This window comes from Vaginella massiliensis (assembly GCF_900089075.1).
Classification (GTDB): domain Bacteria; phylum Bacteroidota; class Bacteroidia; order Flavobacteriales; family Weeksellaceae; genus Weeksella; species Weeksella massiliensis_A.
The window spans coordinates 702883-724239 of record NZ_LT593746.1; the positions used below are offsets into that span (position 1 = coordinate 702883).

21 protein-coding genes and 1 tRNA gene are annotated in these 21357 nt (G+C 40.3%); 6 read left to right on the forward strand and 16 right to left on the reverse strand.

From position 1 onward, the window contains the following. Nucleotides 1-27: 27 nt before the first annotated feature. Genes BN8061_RS04570 through recF form a run of 6 tightly spaced genes read right to left on the reverse strand, consistent with a single transcriptional unit; the run spans nt 28 to nt 5601 of the window. On the reverse strand, nt 28-1950 hold the full coding sequence (locus tag BN8061_RS04570; protein WP_068596889.1) for a heavy metal translocating P-type ATPase: 1923 nt from the start codon (nt 1948-1950) through the stop codon (nt 28-30). A 46-nt stretch (nt 1951-1996) separates the two neighbouring features. Further along, nucleotides 1997-2434 carry a Fur family transcriptional regulator gene (locus BN8061_RS04575; protein WP_068597939.1) on the reverse strand — a complete coding sequence of 146 codons (438 nt, stop codon included), beginning with the start codon at nt 2432-2434 and terminating at the stop codon, nt 1997-1999. Between the two features lie 5 nt (nt 2435-2439). Then, entirely contained in the window at nt 2440-3219 is a 780-nt protein-coding gene (locus BN8061_RS04580; protein ID WP_068596891.1) for a nitrilase-related carbon-nitrogen hydrolase, read from the reverse strand. A 35-nt stretch (nt 3220-3254) separates the two neighbouring features. Then, a complete protein-coding gene (locus BN8061_RS04585) occupies nt 3255-4220 on the reverse strand; it encodes a YheT family hydrolase (RefSeq protein ID WP_068596893.1) in 966 nt (321 codons plus the stop codon). 2 nt (nt 4221-4222) lie between these two features. Beyond that, entirely contained in the window at nt 4223-4525 is a 303-nt protein-coding gene (locus BN8061_RS04590) for a DciA family protein (protein WP_068596895.1), read from the reverse strand. Next, the gene (gene recF / locus BN8061_RS04595) at nt 4522-5601 is read right to left on the reverse strand and encodes a DNA replication/repair protein RecF (protein WP_068596897.1); all 1080 of its coding nucleotides are present in this window, start codon (nt 5599-5601) and stop codon (nt 4522-4524) included. The genes BN8061_RS04590 and recF overlap by 4 nt, the downstream gene beginning before the upstream one ends. Nucleotides 5602-5725: 124 nt before the next feature. Between recF and hisS the strand changes: the two genes are divergently transcribed. After that, nucleotides 5726-7096, forward strand: coding sequence for a histidine--tRNA ligase (hisS, locus tag BN8061_RS04600; protein WP_068596898.1), 1371 nt, complete (start codon nt 5726-5728; stop codon nt 7094-7096). Between the two features lie 76 nt (nt 7097-7172). Beyond that, nucleotides 7173-8093, forward strand: coding sequence for a PfkB family carbohydrate kinase (locus BN8061_RS04605; protein ID WP_068596900.1), 921 nt, complete (start codon nt 7173-7175; stop codon nt 8091-8093). Between the two features lie 172 nt (nt 8094-8265). Here the strand turns inward: BN8061_RS04605 and BN8061_RS04610 are convergent, their stop codons facing one another. From BN8061_RS04610 to BN8061_RS04620, 3 genes are read right to left on the reverse strand one after another with little or no spacing between them, the layout of a single operon-like run. After that, nucleotides 8266-8769: a plastocyanin/azurin family copper-binding protein gene (locus tag BN8061_RS04610; RefSeq protein ID WP_068596902.1), complete on the reverse strand. Its 504-nt coding sequence runs from the start codon at nt 8767-8769 to the stop codon at nt 8266-8268. A 38-nt stretch (nt 8770-8807) separates the two neighbouring features. Next, nucleotides 8808-9455, reverse strand: a complete 648-nt coding sequence (locus BN8061_RS04615) for a 7-carboxy-7-deazaguanine synthase QueE (protein WP_068596904.1) — start codon at nt 9453-9455, stop codon at nt 8808-8810. A 3-nt stretch (nt 9456-9458) separates the two neighbouring features. Then, nucleotides 9459-10334: a bifunctional 5,10-methylenetetrahydrofolate dehydrogenase/5,10-methenyltetrahydrofolate cyclohydrolase gene (locus BN8061_RS04620; RefSeq protein WP_068596905.1), complete on the reverse strand. Its 876-nt coding sequence runs from the start codon at nt 10332-10334 to the stop codon at nt 9459-9461. A 143-nt stretch (nt 10335-10477) separates the two neighbouring features. On the opposite strand from BN8061_RS04620, the gene BN8061_RS04625 reads away from it, so the two are divergent. The 3 genes from BN8061_RS04625 (at nt 10478) to BN8061_RS04635 (ending at nt 14488) form a co-directional block, all read left to right on the forward strand. Continuing rightward, nucleotides 10478-11683 (forward strand): BaiN/RdsA family NAD(P)/FAD-dependent oxidoreductase, encoded by a 1206-nt coding sequence (locus BN8061_RS04625; RefSeq protein ID WP_068596907.1) that lies wholly within the window; start codon nt 10478-10480, stop codon nt 11681-11683. Nucleotides 11684-11813: 130 nt separating this feature from the next. Continuing rightward, nucleotides 11814-13043 (forward strand): OmpP1/FadL family transporter, encoded by a 1230-nt coding sequence (locus BN8061_RS04630; protein ID WP_068596909.1) that lies wholly within the window; start codon nt 11814-11816, stop codon nt 13041-13043. Nucleotides 13044-13051: 8 nt separating this feature from the next. Beyond that, nucleotides 13052-14488 carry an SGNH/GDSL hydrolase family protein gene (locus BN8061_RS04635; protein ID WP_204207191.1) on the forward strand — a complete coding sequence of 479 codons (1437 nt, stop codon included), beginning with the start codon at nt 13052-13054 and terminating at the stop codon, nt 14486-14488. A 153-nt stretch (nt 14489-14641) separates the two neighbouring features. Here BN8061_RS04635 and BN8061_RS04640 read toward each other — a convergent pair. After that, a tRNA-Arg gene (locus BN8061_RS04640) sits at nt 14642-14715 on the reverse strand. A 125-nt stretch (nt 14716-14840) separates the two neighbouring features. Here BN8061_RS04640 and BN8061_RS04645 point away from each other — a divergent pair. Next, complete coding sequence (locus BN8061_RS04645; RefSeq protein ID WP_068596911.1) at nt 14841-15896, forward strand: ABC transporter substrate-binding protein; 1056 nt, start codon at nt 14841-14843, stop codon at nt 15894-15896. Nucleotides 15897-15980: 84 nt separating this feature from the next. Here the strand turns inward: BN8061_RS04645 and pheS are convergent, their stop codons facing one another. The 6 genes from pheS to BN8061_RS04675 all read right to left on the reverse strand — a co-directional run bounded on the left by pheS (nt 15981) and on the right by BN8061_RS04675 (nt 21300). Next, nucleotides 15981-17000 (reverse strand): phenylalanine--tRNA ligase subunit alpha, encoded by a 1020-nt coding sequence (pheS, locus tag BN8061_RS04650; RefSeq protein ID WP_068596913.1) that lies wholly within the window; start codon nt 16998-17000, stop codon nt 15981-15983. Nucleotides 17001-17126: 126 nt separating this feature from the next. Then, nucleotides 17127-18566 carry a pyruvate kinase gene (pyk, locus tag BN8061_RS04655; protein ID WP_068596915.1) on the reverse strand — a complete coding sequence of 480 codons (1440 nt, stop codon included), beginning with the start codon at nt 18564-18566 and terminating at the stop codon, nt 17127-17129. Nucleotides 18567-18578: 12 nt separating this feature from the next. Beyond that, a complete protein-coding gene (locus tag BN8061_RS04660) occupies nt 18579-19031 on the reverse strand; it encodes an IPExxxVDY family protein (RefSeq protein WP_068596917.1) in 453 nt (150 codons plus the stop codon). Between the two features lie 11 nt (nt 19032-19042). Beyond that, entirely contained in the window at nt 19043-19801 is a 759-nt protein-coding gene (gene rnc / locus BN8061_RS04665) for a ribonuclease III (protein WP_068596919.1), read from the reverse strand. Then, nucleotides 19801-21054, reverse strand: a complete 1254-nt coding sequence (fabF, locus tag BN8061_RS04670) for a beta-ketoacyl-ACP synthase II (RefSeq protein ID WP_068596921.1) — start codon at nt 21052-21054, stop codon at nt 19801-19803. The genes rnc and fabF overlap by 1 nt, the downstream gene beginning before the upstream one ends. A 9-nt stretch (nt 21055-21063) precedes the next feature. Further along, nucleotides 21064-21300 (reverse strand): acyl carrier protein, encoded by a 237-nt coding sequence (locus tag BN8061_RS04675; protein ID WP_013598171.1) that lies wholly within the window; start codon nt 21298-21300, stop codon nt 21064-21066. Nucleotides 21301-21357: the final 57 nt, after the last annotated feature.

Sequence of the window (21357 nt, forward strand, 5' to 3'; positions counted from 1 at the left end):
TCTGGTTCGAGTTTTGTTTTTCTGCCGTTAGAATTTCATTTTTTGTATACGAACTGCATTGAGAATTGCCAACAAAGCAACGCCAACATCGGCAAAAACGGCTTCCCACATATTGGCTACACCTTCGGCGCCAAGGAGCAATACAACGATTTTTATTCCTAAAGCTAGGGCGATATTTTGCAAAACAATTGCTCGAGTCGCTCGACCTATTTTTATACTGGTATTCAGTTTTGATAAATTATCGGTCTGAATCACCATATCGGCAGTTTCTATTGCGGCATCACTACCCAATCCTCCCATCGCAATCCCAATATCACTCAAAGCCAAAACTGGAGCATCGTTGATTCCGTCACCTACAAAAGCAAGCGTTTCAGCACCTTTTGCCTTCAGCTTTTCCACTTCTTTCACCTTATCTTCGGGCAGCAATTCGCCTTTGGCATGGTCTATACCCACGGCATTGGCAACCTCATTCACGATGCCAATGCGATCGCCACTCAGCATGACGGTTTTCTTCACCCCGAGTTTTTTCAGATCTCGAATACTTTCTTTAGCTTCAGCTTTTATCCTATCCGCCACTATAATATGTCCAATATATTGCTGATTTTTGGCTGCTACGACCAAACTTTCTTCGATCGAATTTAACTTTTCAGGATATTCGATTCCAAATTGTGCTAGCAGGCGAGTGTTCCCGACGAGGATTTCATTAGTATTAAAATTTCCTTTCAGTCCTTTTCCCGAGATTTCTTCTACATTTTCGGCGTCGAGACTCGAAGCGTGATGAGCAACAACAGCTTTGGCTATCGGGTGGTTGGATTGCTTTTCGAGCGCAGAGACCATTTCGAGAAACTCATGGGTGTCGAGGAAAGTTTCGACCAACTGCACTTCAAAAATTCCTTCAGTCACAGTACCCGTTTTGTCCATGACCACCGTATCTACTTTGGCGATGAGGTCGAGAAAATTAGATCCTTTTATGAGAATTCCATTGCTAGAAGCCGCACCGATTCCGCCAAAATAACCCAATGGAATAGAAATCACCAAGGCACATGGGCAGGAGATGACCAAAAATACAAGACCGCGGTACAACCAATCTTCGAAGCGATAATTTTCGACCGTAAAATATGGAATCGTGACCAAAGCCAAAGCTGAAAAGAAGACGATGGGTGTGTAAATTTTAGCAAATTTTCTGATGAACAATTCGGTAGGCGCTTTGCGTGTGCTGGCTTCTTCTACCAATTGTAGAATTTTGGAGATAGAAGTATCGTTAAATTTTTTGGATGTTTCGACTTCGATTACATTCTCCAAATTTATCATTCCGGCCAATACCGTTTCGCCTCTGAGGTAAGTCTTTGGCTTGCTTTCGCCTGTAAGAGACGAGGTGTTGAAGCTTCCCTTTTCGGAAAGTAGAACGCCATCTAACGGAATTTTCTCTCCAACTTTGACCTGAATTCGTTCGCCAATTTCTACCGTTTCGGGCTCGACATCGATGAGTTGATGTTGGCGAAAAACATGGGCAACATTTGGACGCACATCCAACAAGGCTTTTACATTTCGTCTTGCTTTGCTTACCGCCGCATCCTGAAAAAGTTCACCAATCGTATAAAACAGCATCACCGCTACGCCTTCGGGATATTCGCCAATGATAAATGCGCCTAAGGTAGCAATGCCCATCAAAGAAAATTCATTGAAAAAATCGAATCGCTTGACCAATTCAAACGCTTGTTTCCAAACCGAAAATCCAACCAAAAGATAAGCTAATCCGTACCAAACAAGCGGAATTACGTTGGATGTTATAAACCATTTGGGTTGGATGAGGTACTGACAGCTGAGCGCCGAAAAGAATAAAATCAAGCTGGCGTACAGCAACCATGGTTTTTGTTCATGGTGATGATCGTGATCGGTATGATGTTGATGGCTGTGCGAAGTGCAACAACACGCATGATTTTTTGACATAATCGGAATCTTTATCTGCCAAAATTATAAAAAACGATATGCAACTTTATTGCAATCTTGACTTGGGTGTGCAGTGATCGCAAACTCCTCTGAGAACGATAGAAGACTGTTCGACCTCGAAATTTTTTGGAAGAACGATTTCGGGTAAATGAACCTTGCGTAGGCAAAAAGTGTTTTGACAAATAGTGCAATGAAAATGAGCATGCGCAAACTCTGGCGTGCAGAGGCAGTTGGACTCGCACAAGGCGTATTTTACAGCTCCGGTACCGTCTTCTATGGCATGGATGAGTTTGTGTTCTTCGAAGGTTTTGAGCGTTCTGAAGATGGTAGAACGATCTGCCTGGTCGAGTTGGCTGTCCAGATCATTCAAGCTTAGGGCAACTTCAGTTTTCAAAAGTTTTTTCAACACCAAAATCCGCATCGACGTTGGGTTGATGTTACGCTTCTGAAGCATTTCTTCCAAATTTTCTACTACTGCGTCCATCACCATTACAATTCCAATACAAAATCGTCTCGATCATTCAGAAAACCAAAATGTTTTCGAGTTCGCCACATTTTATCTCGATCCAACTCAAAACTAAGTATTTCGGCATGTTGGCTCAAGTTTTCCATTTCTTGCCCCAGTTCGTCAAACATTTTCGAATCGCCTTGGTAAACCAGGTCATAACCATCTGTCCCAATTCGGTTTACCCCAGCTACAAACGCCATATTTTCCATTGCTCTGGCTTGCAACAAGGTCATCCAGGCATGGCGGCGTGCTTGCGGCCAAGAAGCATTGCAGAGCAACAAATCGTATTCGTCGGTGTTGCGACACCAAACAGGAAAACGCAAATCGTAACATACAATGGGTCTTATCTTCCAGCCTTTGTAATAGATAGAAACGATGCGATCACCTGCCGAATAGACATCGGCTTCTTTGCCATAACCAAACAGATGTTTTTTATCGTAAATGTAAATAGCGCCTTCGGGTGTGACGAAATAGAAACGGTTGAAATATAAGTCAGCTTCTTTGGTCGAAATGCTTCCTGCAATAGCCGAATTGAGTTCTTTGGCTTTGGTTTGCATCCATTCGAAAGAGGGACCGAATGGTTTTTCTGCAATTTTTTCGACATTCATACTGAATCCGGAGGCAAACATTTCGGGCAAAAGGATCAGATCCGAACGATGATGCTTCAGCAATTGATCCATATAGGCAAAATTGGCCTCGCGATCTTCCCAAATCACATCGAACTGTATCAAAGATATTCGTAATAATGATTCGTTTTGCATACTCGATATTTTATACTAAGGTACAACCATTCTGCTTAGTTTTCATATTTCATGATAAAATTATAGGCTCGTTTGTCTGCCCAAGAATGTTTTTTGCCACGCAAGGTAAATCCGCAATGTCCGCCAAATTGTGGCTGTTCGAAATAGACAAACGGATGATGCTCGAACAGTGAAATATCGTAACATTCTTTGCCCAAAAAAGGATCGTTTTTAGCATTCACAACCAAGCATGGGATGCGAATGTTTTTCAGGCTAGATTTGGGTGAGGCTCTTTCGTAATAATCTTCTTTGTTGGCGTAATGATGCAGGGGAGCGGTAAAATAATCGTCGATCTCGTCGAACGATCTGATTTTGTTCAGCATCTCTTCGTTGAGTTTTCCTGGGAATTGTGCTGCTTTTTCTTGTAGTTTCGGAACAAGGGTTCTTTTAAAATTTTGAAAATACACCACATTCGGAAATCTTTTCAGCGTGTCTGCAGATGATTTTAGCGAAATAGGAGTAGATATGGCAACGGCAGCTTTTACTTCTTTAGGGATGCTTAGATTGCCCAAATAATTCATCACCAACGCGCCACCCATAGAAAAACCAACCAAGTAGATAGCGCGATAACCCAGGGCCACGGCATGCTTTACAACGGTGTCCAAATCATCATACGCACCATGATGGTACAGTCTTGCTAGGCGATTCATCACGCCCCCACAACTTCGGTAATTCCATGCGAGAACGTTAAAATCTCGATCGAAAAAATAATCGGAACAGCTGTTCATATAAGGACGTTTGGAGTCGCCCTCTAATCCATGACAAAGAATGAGTAATCGATCTTGATGCGATTTTTTTCTCCAATCCAAATTCAAAAAGTCACCATCTTCCAACTCCAATTTTTCTCGCTCATAGTCTGGAGCAGGATATTTTCTGATGCGTGCTGGATAAATGGTTGAATAATGTGCGTTTTCGAATAATATACTTTGGGGTCGGTAGGTAGATCGGTTAATCAAAGGCATAATCAATAAATTTTTACATCGGTTAGGTATTCTTGGTTTAGTTCTTCGTTTATGTTTTCTAATATTTTGGCTTTTCCATACATCAATTCGTTGCGCATTGCGGGAGAATTCATTTTGATGTACAAAACGCCTTTTCTCACCTCAATTTTTTCGGTAAAACGGTCAAAAAAACTACCCATCAATTTCTTCCAAGCCATTTCTGCTTTTACCTCGAGCAACAAATCTTGCTTGCCTATTTGATGAATATAATGCTCCAAAGCCTGACTGAAGGTTTGTTCGTTGGATCTTTTGTCAAACTTTTTCATAATCTAAAAATTTTGCTTTCTGCATTGATTCTCTTCACAATAGATTCTGTGCGCTCTGGATGGGTATCGGTAATGAAAATCTGACCAAAACGATCTTCGTTCACCAACCGAATCAATTGCGTTACGCGATGCTCATCCAACTTGTCGAAAATATCATCTAACAACAAAATAGGCGTCGTATTCAGGGCATTTTTTATCACCTCGAGTTGTGCCAATTTCAGGGCGATGAGATAGGATTTTTGTTGACCTTGCGACCCAAATTTTTTCACTGGATGATAGAAAATCTGAAAATCTAAATCGTCTTTGTGAATCCCTACAGTCGTGTGCTGTGCCTGTCGATCTTTGTGCAAATGCTCTTGCAAAAGCAACTCGAACGGACGATCGTTCAATTGCGAAACGTAGCGAATGTTCACTTGTTCTTTTTCTTCTGAGATGGCAGCATAGTAGGTAAGAAAAGCCTCTGAAAAGTTTTGGATAAACGCTTTCCGTTCGTTGTGAATTGCATTGCCCAATTGCACCAATTCTAGGTCGTAAATCTCCAGAGAACTCGAGTCGAATGTCTGGTTTGCTGCAAAATACTTCAATAATGCGTTGCGCTGTGCAAGCACCTTGTTATATCTGATAAGGTTTTGCAAATACGATTTGTTTGCTTGCGAAATGATGTTGTCTAAGAATTTTCTTCTCACCTCGCTGCCTTCGTTGATGAGGTCGTTGTCGTACGGCGAAATCATCACCACTGGAAATTGCCCAATATGGTCGGCTAAGCGATCGTATGGTTTGCCGTTTTTTTTCAGTTGTTTTGCCTGGCCTTTTCTCACCAAACAAAAAACCTGATCTTCTCCGTTTTCATTCTCAAACAATCCGTCCAACACAAAAAAATCGTGGTCGAATTGGATATTCATCGCATCGGAATGATTGAGATACGATTTGCTCAACGCTAAATAATGCACCGCATCGAGGATATTGGTTTTGCCTTTACCATTTTGCCCAACAATTGCATTGATTTTAGAAGAAAAATCAAAATCTTTCTCAGAGAAATTCTTGAATTGACGAGCTTTGAGCGACTTTAGATGCATAGGGCAAAGGTATGATTTATTCGGCTGATACTAAAATGGCTTCCGAATTTTTGGTCGGAAATAATTTTACTTTTATCTAAGTGCTAAATGCGTTAAATTTGCCTTTTTAATAGAATAAACAACAATGGCAATTCAAAAACCATCGATCCCAAAAGGAACGCGCGATTTCTCTCCTGTAGAAGTAGACCGAAGACAATACCTCATCGAAACCATCAAACAGCAGTTTCGCTTGTTTGGTTTTTCACCTATCGAGACTCCATCTTTCGAAAATCTTTCGACGCTCACGGGAAAATATGGGGAAGAAGGTGACCGGTTGATTTTCAAAATATTAAACTCTGGAGACTATCTTGCAAAAGTTGATGCGGATTTGTTGGAACAAAAGAATAGCCAAAAAGTAATCTCGCAAATCTCCGAAAAAGCTTTGCGTTACGATCTCACGGTGCCTTTTGCCCGCTATGTGGTGCAACATCAAAACGATATTACCTTTCCATTCAAACGCTATCAGATTCAGCCTGTTTGGCGTGCCGATCGTCCTCAAAAAGGAAGATTTAGAGAATTTTACCAATGCGATGCCGATGTGGTTGGGTCCGATTCGCTTTGGCAAGAAGTTGATTTTGTTTGTTTGTACGATGCCGTTTTCAATCAACTGGGTTTAGCCGTTGAGATTCACATCAACAACCGAAAAATTTTATCTGGTCTTGCCGAAGTGGCGAATATTTCGGATCAATTGATCGATTTTACCGTGGCATTAGACAAGTTAGATAAAATAGGTGAGGAGGCTGTAAAAGAAGAAATGCGCAACAAAGGAATAGCAGAAGAGGCAATCGAGAAACTCTCACCTTTGTTTGGCATGAGCGGAAATTTCCGTTCGCAATTAGACCAACTCAGCGGTATTTTGCAGACCTCAAGCATAGGGTTGAAAGGGATAGAAGAATTAGAATTTGTCTTCGAGCAGGTAGAAAAACTCGGTTTACAAAAGTCAGAATTGGTGCTCAATCTGACCTTGGCGAGAGGTTTGGATTATTATACTGGCGCAATTTTCGAGGTGAAATCGGTCGCTGGCGAATTCAAATCTTCGATTGGTGGAGGAGGCCGATACGACGATCTTACGGGAATTTTCGGGTTGAAAAATATTTCGGGAGTGGGTATTTCGTTTGGGTTGGATCGCATCTATTTGGTGATGGAAGAGCAGAATCTTTTTCCGTCGATTGCACAAAACAACGTGAAGGTCTTGTTTGTGAATTTTGGAGACGCAGAGGCGCCCACAGTTTCGCAATTGGTAAGAGATTTACGACGTTGCGGTGTGAATAGCGAACTTTACCCAGAGGCGGCTAAAATGAAAAAACAAATGCAATATGCCGATAAAAAAGCGGTTGAATTTGTTGTAATGGTAGGAGAGGAAGAGCTAAAAAACAAAAAAGCGACCATAAAGAACATGAAATCGGGACAACAAAACGAAGTCTCGTTTCAGGATTTGATCTCATTTTTCAGTTGATTTATCTTATAAAACGGTAAGCATCATACCACAAACATCGATTACAAAAGTATATTTGCAAAAAAAATAATCATCAATGAGTTTATTAACAGTGGGCACAGTAGCCTTCGATAAATTGGAATCACCATTTGGTAAAACAGATAGAATTTTGGGCGGAGCAGCAACCTTTATTGGGATGGCTTCTTCTTTGTTGGGTGTAAAAACAGGAATCGTTTCGGTTGTAGGAGACGACTTTCCGCAGGAATACATCGATCTTTTGAAGTCAAAAAATATAGACCTCAGCGGATTGGAGATCGTAAAAGGCGGAAAAACCTTTTTTTGGGAAGGAAAATACCACAACGATTTGAATTCGCGAGATACTTTGACAACCGAGCTCAATGTACTGGAAACCTTCGAACCGAAAGTGCCCGAAGCGTGGAAAACGGTAGATGTGCTGATGTTGGGAAATCTTCATCCATTGGTACAACAATCTGTTTTGGATCAAATGCAAAAGCGTCCGGGATTAGTGGTATTAGACACCATGAATTTTTGGATGGATTGTGCTTGGGACGATTTGATGAGCGTTATGAAAAACATTGATGTTATTTCGATCAACGATGAAGAAGCTCGTCAAATGTCTGGTGAATACAGTTTGGTGAAAGCAGCCCATAAAATTTCTGAGATGGGACCTAGCACGGTGATCATCAAAAAAGGAGAACATGGCGCATTATTATTCCAAGGAGAGCGTAGATTTTTTGCTCCGGCATTGCCATTAGAAGACGTTTTCGATCCTACGGGCGCAGGCGATACATTTGCGGGTGGTTTTTCTGGATATTTAGCCAAAACCAAGGATTTCTCTTTCGAGAATATGAAACGGGCCATCATTTATGGATCGGCTTTAGCTTCGGTAACGGTCGAAAAATTTGGTACAGAATCTTTGGCAGAGCTCAGCCGCGAGCGTTTATCAGAACGTCTGAAACAGTTCAAAGAACTCACCGATTTCAAAATCGAATTATAATACAAAACCCTCGACAATGTTGAGGGTTTTTTGTTGCCGTATTGTTTCGATAATAAAAAAAGCCTCGAGGAATCGAGGCTTCAAAATTAACACATGAGGACAAAATTTACTCTACTAAATCTTATTCGACTTACTAAGGGCAAATCTTGTGCCAAAGTTAATTTCATTAAGTTTATTCTACAACATGTATGATTCCTTTCATGTATAAATGGTGATTTGGGAAAGTACACAGATACGTATAATCTCCACTTTCGGTAAATGTTACCTTGATAGTTTCGCTTTCACCTGGTCCCAAAAGTTTGGTGTGTGCAAAAATGTTGTCTGCCAAAGATGCCGGGATGTATTCTGTTGCCACTTCTGCTTCTGCAGCTTTGGCAAAGGCTTCTACATCTACTCCTTGGTTAAGGATTACCAAATTATGCCCCATTACTTCTTTTTCCATCACACCAACATTTTTCAGTTCGATCGACACTTCTTGGTTTACTTTCACCGTAAACTCGGTTTTGTCGAATTTCATGTTATCGTTACCTGTGATTACCACAGCTGTCACTGGGATGCTTGTGTCGGCTTCACGAGTAGCACTCGTTTCTTGTGACGATAAGGTGGTCGTTTCTTTTTTTTCTGAGCAGGCACCTACCATAAATGCCAAGGCTAGAATTGCAGCAAATTTTTTCATAATTGTTATTTTTTCTTTAAAGTTACAGAATTATTACGTTATGGGATGTCTAAATATTTATGAGTTTGGACAGATATTCGCCATTTCGGATTTTGCTTTACAAAGGCTACAATCTGTTCAGAAAGTTGGTCTCGTTTACTCCATTCTACTTGTAAATACAATAAACATTCATCCGAAACTTTTTCGGCTTGTTCTTGAGCAAATCTGAAATCATGCTGATTGTAGATGATCATTTTCAATTCAGAAGCCTTTGCGTAGATTTCGTCTACAGGCAGTTTGGTTTTCTTTGGCGAAAGTGTAATCCAATCCAAATCTCCGCTCAATGGATACGCACCCGAAGTTTCGATATGCACTCTTGCACCGTGGCGATGCAATTCTGCTGTGAGAAAATCTAAATTCCACATCAGAGGTTCACCACCCGTAATGATAATGGTTTTACAGGTCTCGGCAGCTTCTTTGGCAAGTGATGCTATATCGGTGAGCGGATGCGTTTCGGCATCCCAACTATCTTTTACATCGCACCAGTGACATCCAACATCGCAACCTCCCAATCGAATGAAATAAGAAGCGACTCCGGCATATGCTCCTTCACCTTGCAATGTATAGAAATGTTCCATCACAGGGAGTAGTTTTCCTGCTTCGATCAGTGCTTTTTGTTGGGTTGTAACAGATGCAATCGGTATCATAGATTAAGAATTTCTTTTGTATGCTAAAAGGGTGTTTTGCAACAACATTGCTCTTGTCATAGGGCCAACACCGCCAGGCACAGGTGTGATCCAAGAAGCCTTGTCTCGAACCGAATCAAAATCAACATCACCTGCGATACGATAGCCTTTTGTTGCGGTTGCATCTTCTACTCGAGTAATACCCACATCAACAATGACTACGTCATCTTTAATCATTTCGCCTTTCAAAAAGTTAGGAACCCCCAAAGCTGTAATGACAATGTCGGCTTGTTTGGTGAAATTCTCTATGTTTTCTGAACTCGAATGTACCAAGGTTACCGTACAGTCGCCCGGATAGTCTTTTCTCCCCATCAAAATGCTCATCGGTTTGCCTACGATGCGAGATCGACCGATAACGACTACGTGTTTTCCTTTGGTCGGAATTTGATAACGCGACAACAATTGTAAGATACCAAATGGCGTAGCTGGTATGAAAGCTTCCATATCCAATGCCATTTTACCGAAGTTTGCAGGATGAAATCCGTCTACATCTTTTTTTGGGTCGATGGCATTGATTACCTCTTCTTGGTCGATATGCTTTGGCAGTGGCAATTGCACAATGAAGCCGTCGATCTCATCATTCTCATTTAACTTCTGAATTTCGGCGATGAGTTCTTTTTGCGAAATAGTCTCGTCTAGTTCTACCAAAGTAGATTGAAAACCAACTTGCTCACAATCTTTTATTTTACTGCTTACATAGGTCTGCGAAGCGCCGTTTTGTCCTACTAAAATAGCTGCCAAATGGGGCGTTTTTTTTCCTTGCTCGATGAGCAAATCAACCTCTTGTTTGATTTCCTCTTTGATTTCTTTTGATAATTTTAATCCGTCTAAAAATTGCATTGCTGTGTTTGTTTGCGCAAAGGTACTATTTTAACTCCTAGAAATAAATAATCTAAAATGGAAAGTTGAACTTCTTGCAAAAACTTTTTTAGAAGAATTCTTCTTTTTTTTGTACCTCAGAAATTGCATTGTACTTTTACCACATGGAAAAAATTGCGATCGTTGGCGGAGGCGCGGCTGGATATTTTTTGGCGTCTAATCTGCATCCCAAAATTGGCGAGCTTACAACCCTATTCGAACAATCGAGTACGCCTTTGAGCAAGGTGAGAATTTCGGGTGGTGGGCGATGCAATGTAACACATGCTTGTTTCGATCCTCGTGAGTTGGTTGAGTATTATCCGCGTGGAAAAAAGGAGTTACTGAGTGTGTTTCATCAATTTCAGCCCGGCGATACGATGGAATGGTTCGAGTCGCGGAATGTTCCTTTGAAAATAGAAGAGGATAATCGAATTTTTCCGCAGTCGAATTCTTCGCTTTCGATCATCGATTGTTTGCTCAAAGAAACCGAGAAATCGAAAGTTGAGGTAAAGTTGAACGAAGGCGTTTTGAATATTGAAAAAAATGAGGATGTTTTCAAAATCAGCACATCCAAAGGGGAATACGAATTTCATAAATTGGTGGTCACTTCTGGTTCGTCGCCGAAGTTCTGGAAAATAATGAAGCGTTTAGACCTGCAAATAATCGAGCCAGTACCGTCACTTTTTACCTTCAATTGCAAGGATCTTAGAATCCAAAACCTGATGGGAGTTGCCTTCGATTTGGTGTCGATAGAAATTCAGGATAGCAACTTACAATCAGAAGGACCCTTGCTCATCACGCATTGGGGTTTCAGTGGACCAGCTGTGCTGAAACTTTCGGCTTGGGGTGCCATCGATTTGCATCACTTAGGATATCAATTTGTAATGAAGGTCAATTTTGTACAACAAGATTTCGAAGAGGTTTTGGATTTTCTAAATCAATTGAAACAAAATCAGCCGAAAAAAAATTGCTATGCCAACAATCCGTTTTCGTTTCCAAAGCGTTTTTGGCAGTCGATTTTACACTATATTGGCGTCAACGAACAGAAAAATTTTGCAGATTTGAACAAAGGAGACTTAGCGCAGATAGCCAAAGAACTCACGGCGGCCGAATACGAAATAAAAGGTAAAAGCCCCTTCAAAGACGAATTTGTTACCGCTGGTGGAGTAGATTTGAAGGAAATCAATTTCAAAACAATGGAGAGCAAGAAAATTCCCAATCTTTATTTTGCTGGCGAAGTGTTGAATATCGATGCCATTACGGGTGGCTTCAACTTTCAGGCGTGTTGGTCCGAGGCTTATATCATCGCTCAACAACTGCATCAAGTGTAATTTTACACCGAAAATTTGATTTTTAATGGAATTGAAAATCAATTAGTTGTAAAAAAATCTTTTGTAAATAAAACATTATTCATAAAAAAAATTATATTTGTGTTAAGATAATTTTAAAATTAACAAAAAAATGAGGAAACTATTCATATCATTAGCCCTTCTAGGTTTGTCTTCTTCGGCGTTTGCTGGAGGCTACCGTGTAGCTTTGCAAGGTGTAAGACAAGCGGCTATGGGAGGTGTAAGTGCAGACGTGCGCGATGCAAGTGTAGCATTCTATAATCCAGCTGGATTGGCATTTGTAGACAGTAAATTGAGTATAGCGATTGGAGGGTTTGGAGTGAACTCTGAAGCAAAATGGCAAGACCCAGTAACCTTGCACAGTTCGGTTACCGACAACAAAATGTCGACTCCAGTTTATGCGGCAGTAAGTTATAAGCCAATCGACGATTTGGCGGTTGGAGTAAGTATTACCACACCATATGGTAGCTCGTTGACCTGGCCAAAAGACTGGGAAAATCGTGCAAACGTTACTGAAATCGAATTGAAGTCTTTTTATTTCCAGCCGACCGTAGCCTATAGATTCAACGAATGGTTCAGCGTTGGTTTCGGATTCATTTACTCTAGAGGTTCTGTAAATTTACAACGCGCAATGAACCTTGCGGGAAATGAAATTGGATTGGAAATCGACTCTAAAGAGGCTTCGGGTACAGGTTTTAACCTTGGTGCATATTTCAAGCCATCTGACAAAGTTTCTGTAAGCATAGCTTATAAATCAAAAGTAGATATTGAGGTAGATGGAGGAGATGTAACCTGGTCTAATGTTCCTTCTGCGTTAGCGACCAATCCAAACTTCAACACAAACCATTTCAACGCTTCGTTGCCAGGAGTGTCTGAGTTTACGTTTGGTTTAGCATATCGTCCGATCGAGAAATTATTGTTAGGCGCAGATGTGGTGGTAAATGGTTGGAGTCGATACAAAGAGTTGGACATTGAGTTGTACAACGACCAAACGGGTTATTCTACCAATAGCGTTGCCCAAAAACGCTTCAAGGATACTGTGATTTACCGCGTAGGAGCTGAGTACGCTTTCACCGATATGATTTTTGGACGTCTAGGATATTCTTACGATCCTTCGCCTGTGACAAGTGAATATTGGTCATCCGAAACTCCAAGTGCAAATCAACATGCATTCTCTGCCGGGGTAGGATTTAAATTCGGTAGCGGATTCTACTTAGATTTATTAGGGCAATATGTCAGAAGTGAAGAACGATATGTTCATAATATCGAATCCAATTTCCAAGGAGATTTCAAATTCAAAGCCATCAACTTTGGTGTTGGATTAACGTATAACCTTAAATAATTTTTGAAATGAAAAATATCAATAAAATATTAATCGCAGCTTTAGCACTCACTTTCTTCAGTTGTGATAATGAGTTCGAAAATCCAGTAGAAGAATTTCAAGTAACTTCTGGAGAGGCGAATTTTACCAAATACGTTGCATTGGGTAACTCGTTGACTTCTGGTTATATGGACAATGCATTGTATGTTACGGGTCAAGAAAATTCGTATCCAAACATTTTAGCCCAATTGATGTCAGCCGCGGGTGGTGGTACATTTGCACAGCCATTGATGCCAGACGATATTGGAGGATTTTCTAATTTTGGAGTTGCAGGTAAACTACAGCTACAAGTAGTCAATGGTTCGTTGTCACCAGTCGAAACTCCAGCGCAATCACCGTTTACCCCTTATACAGGAGCAATAAACAACTTCGGAGTGCCTGGAGCAAAATCTTTCCATTTGGCAGCTGCAGGATACGGAAATCCAGCAGGTATTGCAACAGGAATGGCTAACCCGTATTATGCTCGTTTTGCTTCTTCGGCAACATCAACAGTAATTGGCGATGCAGTAGCACAACAACCAACGTTCTTCTCATTGTGGATAGGAAATAATGACGTACTCTCTTATGCAACCAGTGGTGGAACAGGAGTAAATCAAACAGGTAACGTTAACCCAACAACTTACGGTCCAAATGACATCACCGACCCAAATGTACTCGGAAGTGTAATTGATGGATACGTAAAAGCTTTGACCGCTAATGGCGCAAAAGGTGTAATTGCCAACATCCCAAGTGTGACATCGGTGCCGTTCTTCACGACAGTACCATCGAAACCTTTGGCTAATTTGTCTGATGCTCAAATAACAGCATTGACTGCCGGATATGCAGCTTACAACGGTGGATTGGCGCAAGCAAAAGCTGCCGGACTTATCACCGATGCAGAATACCAAGCACGCCTAATAAAATTTACAGCCGGGGCAGCAAATGGTGTAGTCTTCGTAGATGATCATCTCACCGATTTGGCTGCACTAGGATTACCAAGTTACAGACAAACCACATCTAAAGATTTAATCTTGCTCACCACCTTAGGTAAAATACAAACCGGTGGAGGTTCGCAAGTTCCGCTTGCAGATGGCGACGTTTTATCTGAAGCTGAATTGGCAGAGGTCGAAACGGCTACTGGAGCTTACAATGCCAAAATTTCTGCTATTGCAACCAAATACAATCTGGCTTTGGTAGATGCCAACACAGAAATGCGTAAAATATCAAATGTAGGACTCACCTTCTACGGCACGACTTTTACCACTTCTTTTATACAAGGTGGAGCGTTCTCATTAGACGGCGTACATCCTACCGGAATTGGCTACGCAATTGTTGCCAACATGTTTGTCGATGCGATCAACAAAAAATATCGTTCGACCTTGCGTAAGGTAAATCCAAACGATTATCCTGGTGTAAAAATTCCTTAATCGTCATACATCAAAAAAACCACTTCAGAAGAAGTGGTTTTTTTATGTCATTTAAAATTTTTTTGTACAAACGACATAGAAGTTAATAAAAAATATTTGCAAATAAGACGAAACTAGATTGCAAAAAAAAATCCTAATTAGATTAGGATTTAGTGACCTCGGCAGGATTCAAACCTGCAACCTCTTGAGCCGTAATCAAGTGCACTATTCAGTTATGCTACGAGGCCATTTTGATTACTTTTTGGACTGCAAATATAGCGTGTTTTTTCATTAGAAAAAAAATTTTTTGACTAAAAAATTCAATTAAAATGTTTAACCTTTGTAAGCCAAAAAGTTAAATATTATTTTTTTCATGTTCAGAACGATAATTCTTTGCTTTTCTTTACTGTTTTTAAGCTCTTGTAAGCATCGAGCCACAGAAAATTCTACCGCAAATTTATTGGTTGAGGCAGAAAAGCTTCAATTGCAACAAATCGATTCGAGTTTTACGATTCGTTACGAAAATATACCCTTTCATTATCATCAAAAAGATCTTCCGTTCGAGCGAATTGCCATTACACAAACGGCGATTATAGGCTATTTAGACGAATTGAATGCTTTGGATCATCTGATCGGCGTGACCAGTGCGAGGTTTATTTATAACCACGAAATTCAAGAAAAAATCAAACAAAATCAAATTCAGGAAATTGGGAACGAAAGCGAATTGTTTGTCGAAACAATCCTCACGCTTCAGCCCGATTTGTTGATTGCATCTTCCAATCCAACGTACACCAAAGCTATAGAAATGTTGATCGATAATGGTGTAAAGGTTTTGATATTGGACGATTATAAAGAATATACACCGCTGGGGAGAGCAGAATACATCAAAGTTTTGGGGAATTTGGTCGGCCGAGATGATTTGGCAAATGAGCGTTTTGATGAAATCAAAAAACAATACCTCGAAACGAAATCCAAAATAGCGCAACTCTCCTCTACCGAGCATTCGACCTTGGTCAACACCATTTACGGTGATGTTTGGTATTTGCCAGCAAAAAATAGTTTGCAAGCACAATTTTTGAAGGATGCAAAAGCCAATTACCTTTGGGCTGATGCGCCTTCTGATTTGCAGTTGAATTTGAGTTTTGAAGAGGTTTATGCCAAAGCACAACGCGCAACGCATTGGATAAATGCAGGCGATTTCAAGAGTTTGGAGCAAATGAAAGCTTCTCGCTCGCAGTATGCATGGTTCGAGGCTTTTCGACATCAAAACGTTTACAATTTCGCTTTGAGGACGAATCAGTTCGGTGGGAATGATTATTTCGAAAAAGGCGTTGTACGACCCGATTTAATTCTGAAAGATTTGGGTAAAATCTTTTATCCGGTAGCCTTTGCCGATCACGAATTTGTGTTTTATCAAAAATTGAAGTAGAAGGTTTTTTAAAAACTTAAACCAAAACCATAAAAAAAACGCTCCATCAAGGAGCATTCAACTGTGTTTAATGAAATAGATTTATTAAAATAACTCGGCTTTGAATTGCTCTAAGAATCGCACATCGTTTTCAGTGTACAAACGGATATCACCTATCTGATACAACAACAAGGCGATGCGTTCGATTCCCATTCCAAAAGCATAACCAGAATATTGCTCTGGGTCTATGTTTACATTTTTCAATACATTAGGATCGACCATTCCGCAACCCATGATTTCTAACCAGCCCGTACCTTTGGTCATTCGATAGTCGGTTTCGGTTTCCAATCCCCAATACACATCAACTTCAGCCGAAGGCTCTGTAAACGGGAAATAAGAAGGGCGTAATCGAATTTCTGATTTGCCGAACAATTCGTTGGTGAAATAGCTCAAAGTCTGTTTCAGGTCTGCAAAAGAGACATTCTCATCGATGTATAAACCTTCGATCTGATGAAACATCATGTGCGATCGAGAAGAAATTGCTTCGTTTCGGTAAACTCGCCCAGGCGACAGCGTACGAATTGGAGGTTGATGCGTCTCCATATAGCGAATCTGTACCGACGAGGTATGAGTACGCAACACGATGTCTGGGTTTTGTTCGATAAAAAAGGTGTCTTGCATATCACGAGCAGGGTGATAAGGTGGAAGATTGAGCGCGGTAAAATTGTGCCAATCGTCCTCGATTTCTGGTCCTTCGGATATGGTAAAGCCTATACGGCTAAAGATTTCGACAATTCTGTTTTTTACAATATTGATCGGATGACGTGATCCTAATGCATGCGGTTCGCCAGGGCGCGTAAGATCGAGAGCTGAATTGTTAGAAGTGGTACTTGCCAATGCATTTTTCAGTTCGTTTACTTTTTCTGTTGCAACATTTTTCAGTTCGTTCACCACTTGACCGAATTCTTTTTTTTGTTCGTTCGGTACGGCTTTGAATTGAGCAAACAAATCATTCAGAATTCCTTTTTTGCCAAGGTATTTTATTCTAAACTCTTCGATTTGGTTCAAATTGGTCGATTGGAATTGTTTTACGTCTTGAATATGATTTTTGATTTGCTCAATCATGCTGATAAAATTAGTCGCACAAATTTAATTGATTCATGGCTTTATTCAAATTTTTACGCCCTGAAAAAATCCTTCCCGATTCTAGAATGAGAAGGATTTTGAAAAAGTTATGTTTTTTAATTTTTATTAAACCGTTGTTAATCTCACCGTATTCGTCATCCCTTTTTCAAAGGCTGGCATCGCATTCAGGTTGATGATATAATCGCCGTAGGTTACATAACCTCTTTCTAGGGCAATGGTGTTGACCTCGATTACCGTTTGGTCCGTACTTGTATCTCTCGGGTCGTAATTGATTGCTTTCACTCCCCAAAGTAGGTTCAACATACGATTGATGCGCTTACTTGGGTTGAATACAAGAATATACGCCAATGGACGATGCGAAGAAATTTGGAAAGCGGTATACCCAGAATAAGTGAGGGTTGCAATGGCTTTTGCTCCTGTTTGGTCTACCATTTTTGCAGCATTGTAACAGATGATATTGGTAACAAAGCGTTCGTTTTTTACAGCCGGTTTGTGTTCAGGAATTTTGATGTGATCGTCGTCTTCTACTGTTTGCAAAATTTTGGTCATTTTTTCGATTACTTGTACTGGGTATCGTCCTACAGAGGTTTCTCCAGACAACATCACGGCATCTGCACCGTCGAAAACAGCATTGGCTACGTCGCTTACTTCTGCACGTGTAGGCGTAAGGCTGTTGATCATCGACTCCATCATTTGGGTTGCTACAATAACGGGTTTACGTGCCAATTTCGATTTGTCGATTAATTTTTGCTGTTCGATTGGCACTTTTTCGAAAGGTACTTCTACACCCAAATCACCTCTTGCGACCATCAAACCATCCGAAGCAGTAAGGATTTCGTCGATGTTTTCTAATGCTTCTGGTTTTTCTATTTTACTGATGATCGGAATTTTGAAATTGGCATTTTCTTTAACGAATTCTTTCAAATCTTCTACATCTTGTGCGGTTCTTACAAACGAAAGTGCAAACCAATCTACCCGATTTTTTATCGCAAACTTCGCATCTTCTTTGTCTTTTTTGGTGAGTGCTGGCAGCGAAATTTTGGTATTGGGTAGATTCACGCCTTTTTTGGAACGTAGAGGACCACCTTGTACTGTTTTTGCTTTTACCGTGTCAACTCCGTTGGTTTCGATCACTTCTAGAATCAATTTTCCGTCATCAATCAGAATATTTTCGCCAACTTTTACATCTTGTGCAAATCGCTTGTAGGTCATGAAAACCTTTTCGTTGGTGCCTTCGATGTTTTCGTTGGTAAAGGTAAGGATGTCGCCTTCGTTGAGTACAAAGTCTTCGTGTTGCATTTTTCCGATGCGCAATTTAGGACCTTGCAAATCGGCTAAAATAGCCGTGTTGAAGCCGTATTCGTCGTTGATTTCGTGTATAGTTTTGATTTTATTTTTCACTTCATTATAATCGGCATGCGAAAAATTGATTCGAAATACATCGACTCCTTTTTTCATCATTTCCAATAAGATTTCTTTGCTATCGGTAGCAGGACCAAGTGTTGCTACGATCTTGGTTTTTTTCAAGAATTTATTTGTATTCATTTTGTTCTTTTTCTAAAATATTAAACGTTCAACCGTTTTTATTTGTTCTACATTAAAAGGCGTGATCGACTGGATTACGGCATCCAAGCCAAAAGGCAAATTTAGATGTTCTATTCCGAATTCCCATCCGCTTATCTTTAAGATAAAATTATAATTTTTGTACTGGGGTATTAATAAAGGCGAAACATCAAACATTTCGTACATCGAAAGTTTTTGGGTTTTCAGACTCTGAAAGGGCATGTTTTTGATGAGGTTGTATTCGACCTGATTGTCGATATCTTCCCAACAAAAGTTGGGATAATAGACGATTTCTTCTTGGATGATGATGTCTAAATCGTTGTCTCTCGCAAAGTTGGTGCCGTATGTGGTATTGAGATGATAAACAAATTGATAGGTGTTGTTCAAATTTGATATGATACCCAGTATTTCAAAATCTATAAATTCTTCGAGTAAAATATCAACCATGTTTTGTGTCTTTAATTTATCTTTTCTATCTGTCTTTGTAACGAATAATAGGCTCTTTTGGCGGCGTTTTCTTCTGCTTTTTTCTTCGATGTTCCTCTTCCTTTTGCGATTACTTTTTCGTTGAGGCGTATTACGGATACAAAAACCTGTACGTCTTCTGCGTTTTGTTCTTCGAAGGTGTTGAACCTGATGTTGTTTTTCGATTTTTGGCTCCATTCCAGAATCAAACTTTTATGGCTCGAGATTCGTTGTTCTAACTTTTCTAAATCAGAAATATAAGGTTTGATAATGTAGTTGGATATGAATCGGTTGGTGATGATGTGGCCCTGATCTACAAAAACCGCTCCTACAAAAGCTTCTAAAAGATCTCCGTTCACATCTTCGCCAAGATTCGCGTGGTTGTTTTTTGGAATTAGAAAATGGATGAGGTTCAATTTCCTAGAAACTTCGTTGAGCTGTCTTCTCGAAACGATTTTCGAGCGCATTTTGGTGAGGTAACCTTCTTGTTGCTCGGGTGCGTTACGGAAAAGGCTTACTGCTGCAGAAGCACCAAGTAATGCGTCTCCTAAAAATTCCAAACGTTCAAAGTTTATACTATTTCCTTTTTCATCTTTGCGTTGTGCAGAGCGATGGGTAAAGGCTTCTTCAAAAATTCGAATATCATGAGGGCGACATCCGATAAGATCTGAAACAAACTTCGTTAATTCTGGATTTTCACTTTTAGCATTTTTTTTTGGAAAAAGTGCTAAAAGTTTTTTTAGAAAAAACATTACTTATACTTCTTAAATATCACACATGCATTGTGCCCTCCGAATCCGAAAGTGTTGCTCAATGCGCAATTGATTTCTCTATGTTTTGCTTGATTGAAAGTTAAATCGATTTTTGGATCGATTTTCTCGTCATCTGTAAAATGGTTGATCGTTGGTGGTACTATGCTGTTGTTGATTGCACCAATACACGAGATTGCTTCTATTATTCCTGCAGCACCTAGCAAGTGACCTGTCATGGATTTTGTAGAATTGATTTGAATATCATAGACGTGTTCACCGAACAGTTTGCTTACGGCTGTAAGTTCTGCTACATCTCCCAATGGGGTAGAAGTTCCGTGCATATTGATGTGGTCAATATCTTCTACCGAAATATTGGCATCGTCCAATGCGTTTTTCATCACCTTATAAGCTCCCAAACCTTCTGGGTGCGGCGCCGTCAAATGATGAGCGTCTGCTGATAAACCTCCACCTACTAATTCGGCATAGATGGTTGCACCTCGTTTTATAGCATGTCCGTATTCTTCTAAGATGATACTTCCGCCGCCTTCACCCATCACAAATCCATCACGGTCTTTATCGAAAGGGCGTGATGCTGTCTTAGGATCATCGTTGCGGGTAGATAGTGCATGCATAGAATTGAATCCGCCGATACTAGATTCTGTCACGGCAGCTTCCGATCCTCCTACAACAATAGCATCGGCTTTACCCAAACGCAATAGCATGAGGGCGTCGATAATTGCATTGGTAGACGAAGCACAGGCCGAAACGGTGGTGTAGTTTGGACCCATGAATCCAAATTCCATGGAAATGTGTCCTGGTGTGATGTCGGCAATCATTTTTGGGATGAAGAAAGGGTTGAATCGTGGTGTGCCGTTGCCTGTAGCATACGAGCTCACTTCTTCTTCGAAAGTTTTGATTCCGCCAATTCCAGAACCCCAAATAACACCTATACGCTCTTTGTTGGTGGTTTCGCTCTCTAGAATACCACTATGTTTGATGGCTTCTCGTGCCGCTATGATTCCTAGTTGTGCACATCGATCTACTTTGCGAGCTTCTTTTCGATCGAAATGATCTTCGATGTTGAGGTTTTTTACCTCGCAAGCAAATTGTGTCTTAAAGAGGGATGCATCAAAAAGCGTAATAGGCGCAGCGCCACTCACACCTTTTGTCAAAGCTTCCCAAAATTCTGGGTAAGTGTTTCCAATTGGTGTAAGGGCACCGATACCTGTTACTACTACTCTTTTTAATTCCATACGGAATAATTACTTGTTTAAGTCTTCGATGTATTTAACCGCTTGACCTACTGTAGAAATTTTCTCAGCTTGATCGTCTGGAATTTGAATGTCGAATTCTTTTTCGAATTCCATGATCAATTCAACTGTGTCCAAAGAATCAGCTCCTAAGTCGTTTGTAAAGCTAGACTCCAAAGTTACTTCGCTTTCGTCTACTCCTAACTTATCTACGATGATAGCTTTTACTCTTGATGTAATGTCAGACATAATTACTTTTTTTATATTTGTTTAAACTCTTTGCAAAAATATAAACTTTTAGCAATT

Bases quoted from the DNA above. Each gene is read 5' to 3' on its own strand.
- BN8061_RS04570 (WP_068596889.1), bottom strand. From the start codon at position 1,950: ATGTCAAAAAATCATGCGTGTTGTTGCACTTCGCACAGCCATCAACAT.
- BN8061_RS04575 (WP_068597939.1), bottom strand. From the start codon at position 2,434: ATGGACGCAGTAGTAGAAAATTTGGAAGAAATGCTTCAGAAGCGTAAC.
- BN8061_RS04580 (WP_068596891.1), bottom strand. From the start codon at position 3,219: ATGCAAAACGAATCATTATTACGAATATCTTTGATACAGTTCGATGTG.
- BN8061_RS04585 (WP_068596893.1), bottom strand. From the start codon at position 4,220: ATGCCTTTGATTAACCGATCTACCTACCGACCCCAAAGTATATTATTC.
- BN8061_RS04590 (WP_068596895.1), bottom strand. From the start codon at position 4,525: ATGAAAAAGTTTGACAAAAGATCCAACGAACAAACCTTCAGTCAGGCT.
- recF (WP_068596897.1), bottom strand. From the start codon at position 5,601: ATGCATCTAAAGTCGCTCAAAGCTCGTCAATTCAAGAATTTCTCTGAG.
- hisS (WP_068596898.1), top strand. From the start codon at position 5,726: ATGGCAATTCAAAAACCATCGATCCCAAAAGGAACGCGCGATTTCTCT.
- BN8061_RS04605 (WP_068596900.1), top strand. From the start codon at position 7,173: ATGAGTTTATTAACAGTGGGCACAGTAGCCTTCGATAAATTGGAATCA.
- BN8061_RS04610 (WP_068596902.1), bottom strand. From the start codon at position 8,769: ATGAAAAAATTTGCTGCAATTCTAGCCTTGGCATTTATGGTAGGTGCC.
- BN8061_RS04615 (WP_068596904.1), bottom strand. From the start codon at position 9,455: ATGATACCGATTGCATCTGTTACAACCCAACAAAAAGCACTGATCGAA.
- BN8061_RS04620 (WP_068596905.1), bottom strand. From the start codon at position 10,334: ATGCAATTTTTAGACGGATTAAAATTATCAAAAGAAATCAAAGAGGAA.
- BN8061_RS04625 (WP_068596907.1), top strand. From the start codon at position 10,478: ATGGAAAAAATTGCGATCGTTGGCGGAGGCGCGGCTGGATATTTTTTG.
- BN8061_RS04630 (WP_068596909.1), top strand. From the start codon at position 11,814: ATGAGGAAACTATTCATATCATTAGCCCTTCTAGGTTTGTCTTCTTCG.
- BN8061_RS04635 (WP_204207191.1), top strand. From the start codon at position 13,052: ATGAAAAATATCAATAAAATATTAATCGCAGCTTTAGCACTCACTTTC.
- BN8061_RS04645 (WP_068596911.1), top strand. From the start codon at position 14,841: ATGTTCAGAACGATAATTCTTTGCTTTTCTTTACTGTTTTTAAGCTCT.
- pheS (WP_068596913.1), bottom strand. From the start codon at position 17,000: ATGATTGAGCAAATCAAAAATCATATTCAAGACGTAAAACAATTCCAA.
- pyk (WP_068596915.1), bottom strand. From the start codon at position 18,566: ATGAATACAAATAAATTCTTGAAAAAAACCAAGATCGTAGCAACACTT.
- BN8061_RS04660 (WP_068596917.1), bottom strand. From the start codon at position 19,031: ATGGTTGATATTTTACTCGAAGAATTTATAGATTTTGAAATACTGGGT.
- rnc (WP_068596919.1), bottom strand. From the start codon at position 19,801: ATGTTTTTTCTAAAAAAACTTTTAGCACTTTTTCCAAAAAAAAATGCT.
- fabF (WP_068596921.1), bottom strand. From the start codon at position 21,054: ATGGAATTAAAAAGAGTAGTAGTAACAGGTATCGGTGCCCTTACACCA.
- BN8061_RS04675 (WP_013598171.1), bottom strand. From the start codon at position 21,300: ATGTCTGACATTACATCAAGAGTAAAAGCTATCATCGTAGATAAGTTA.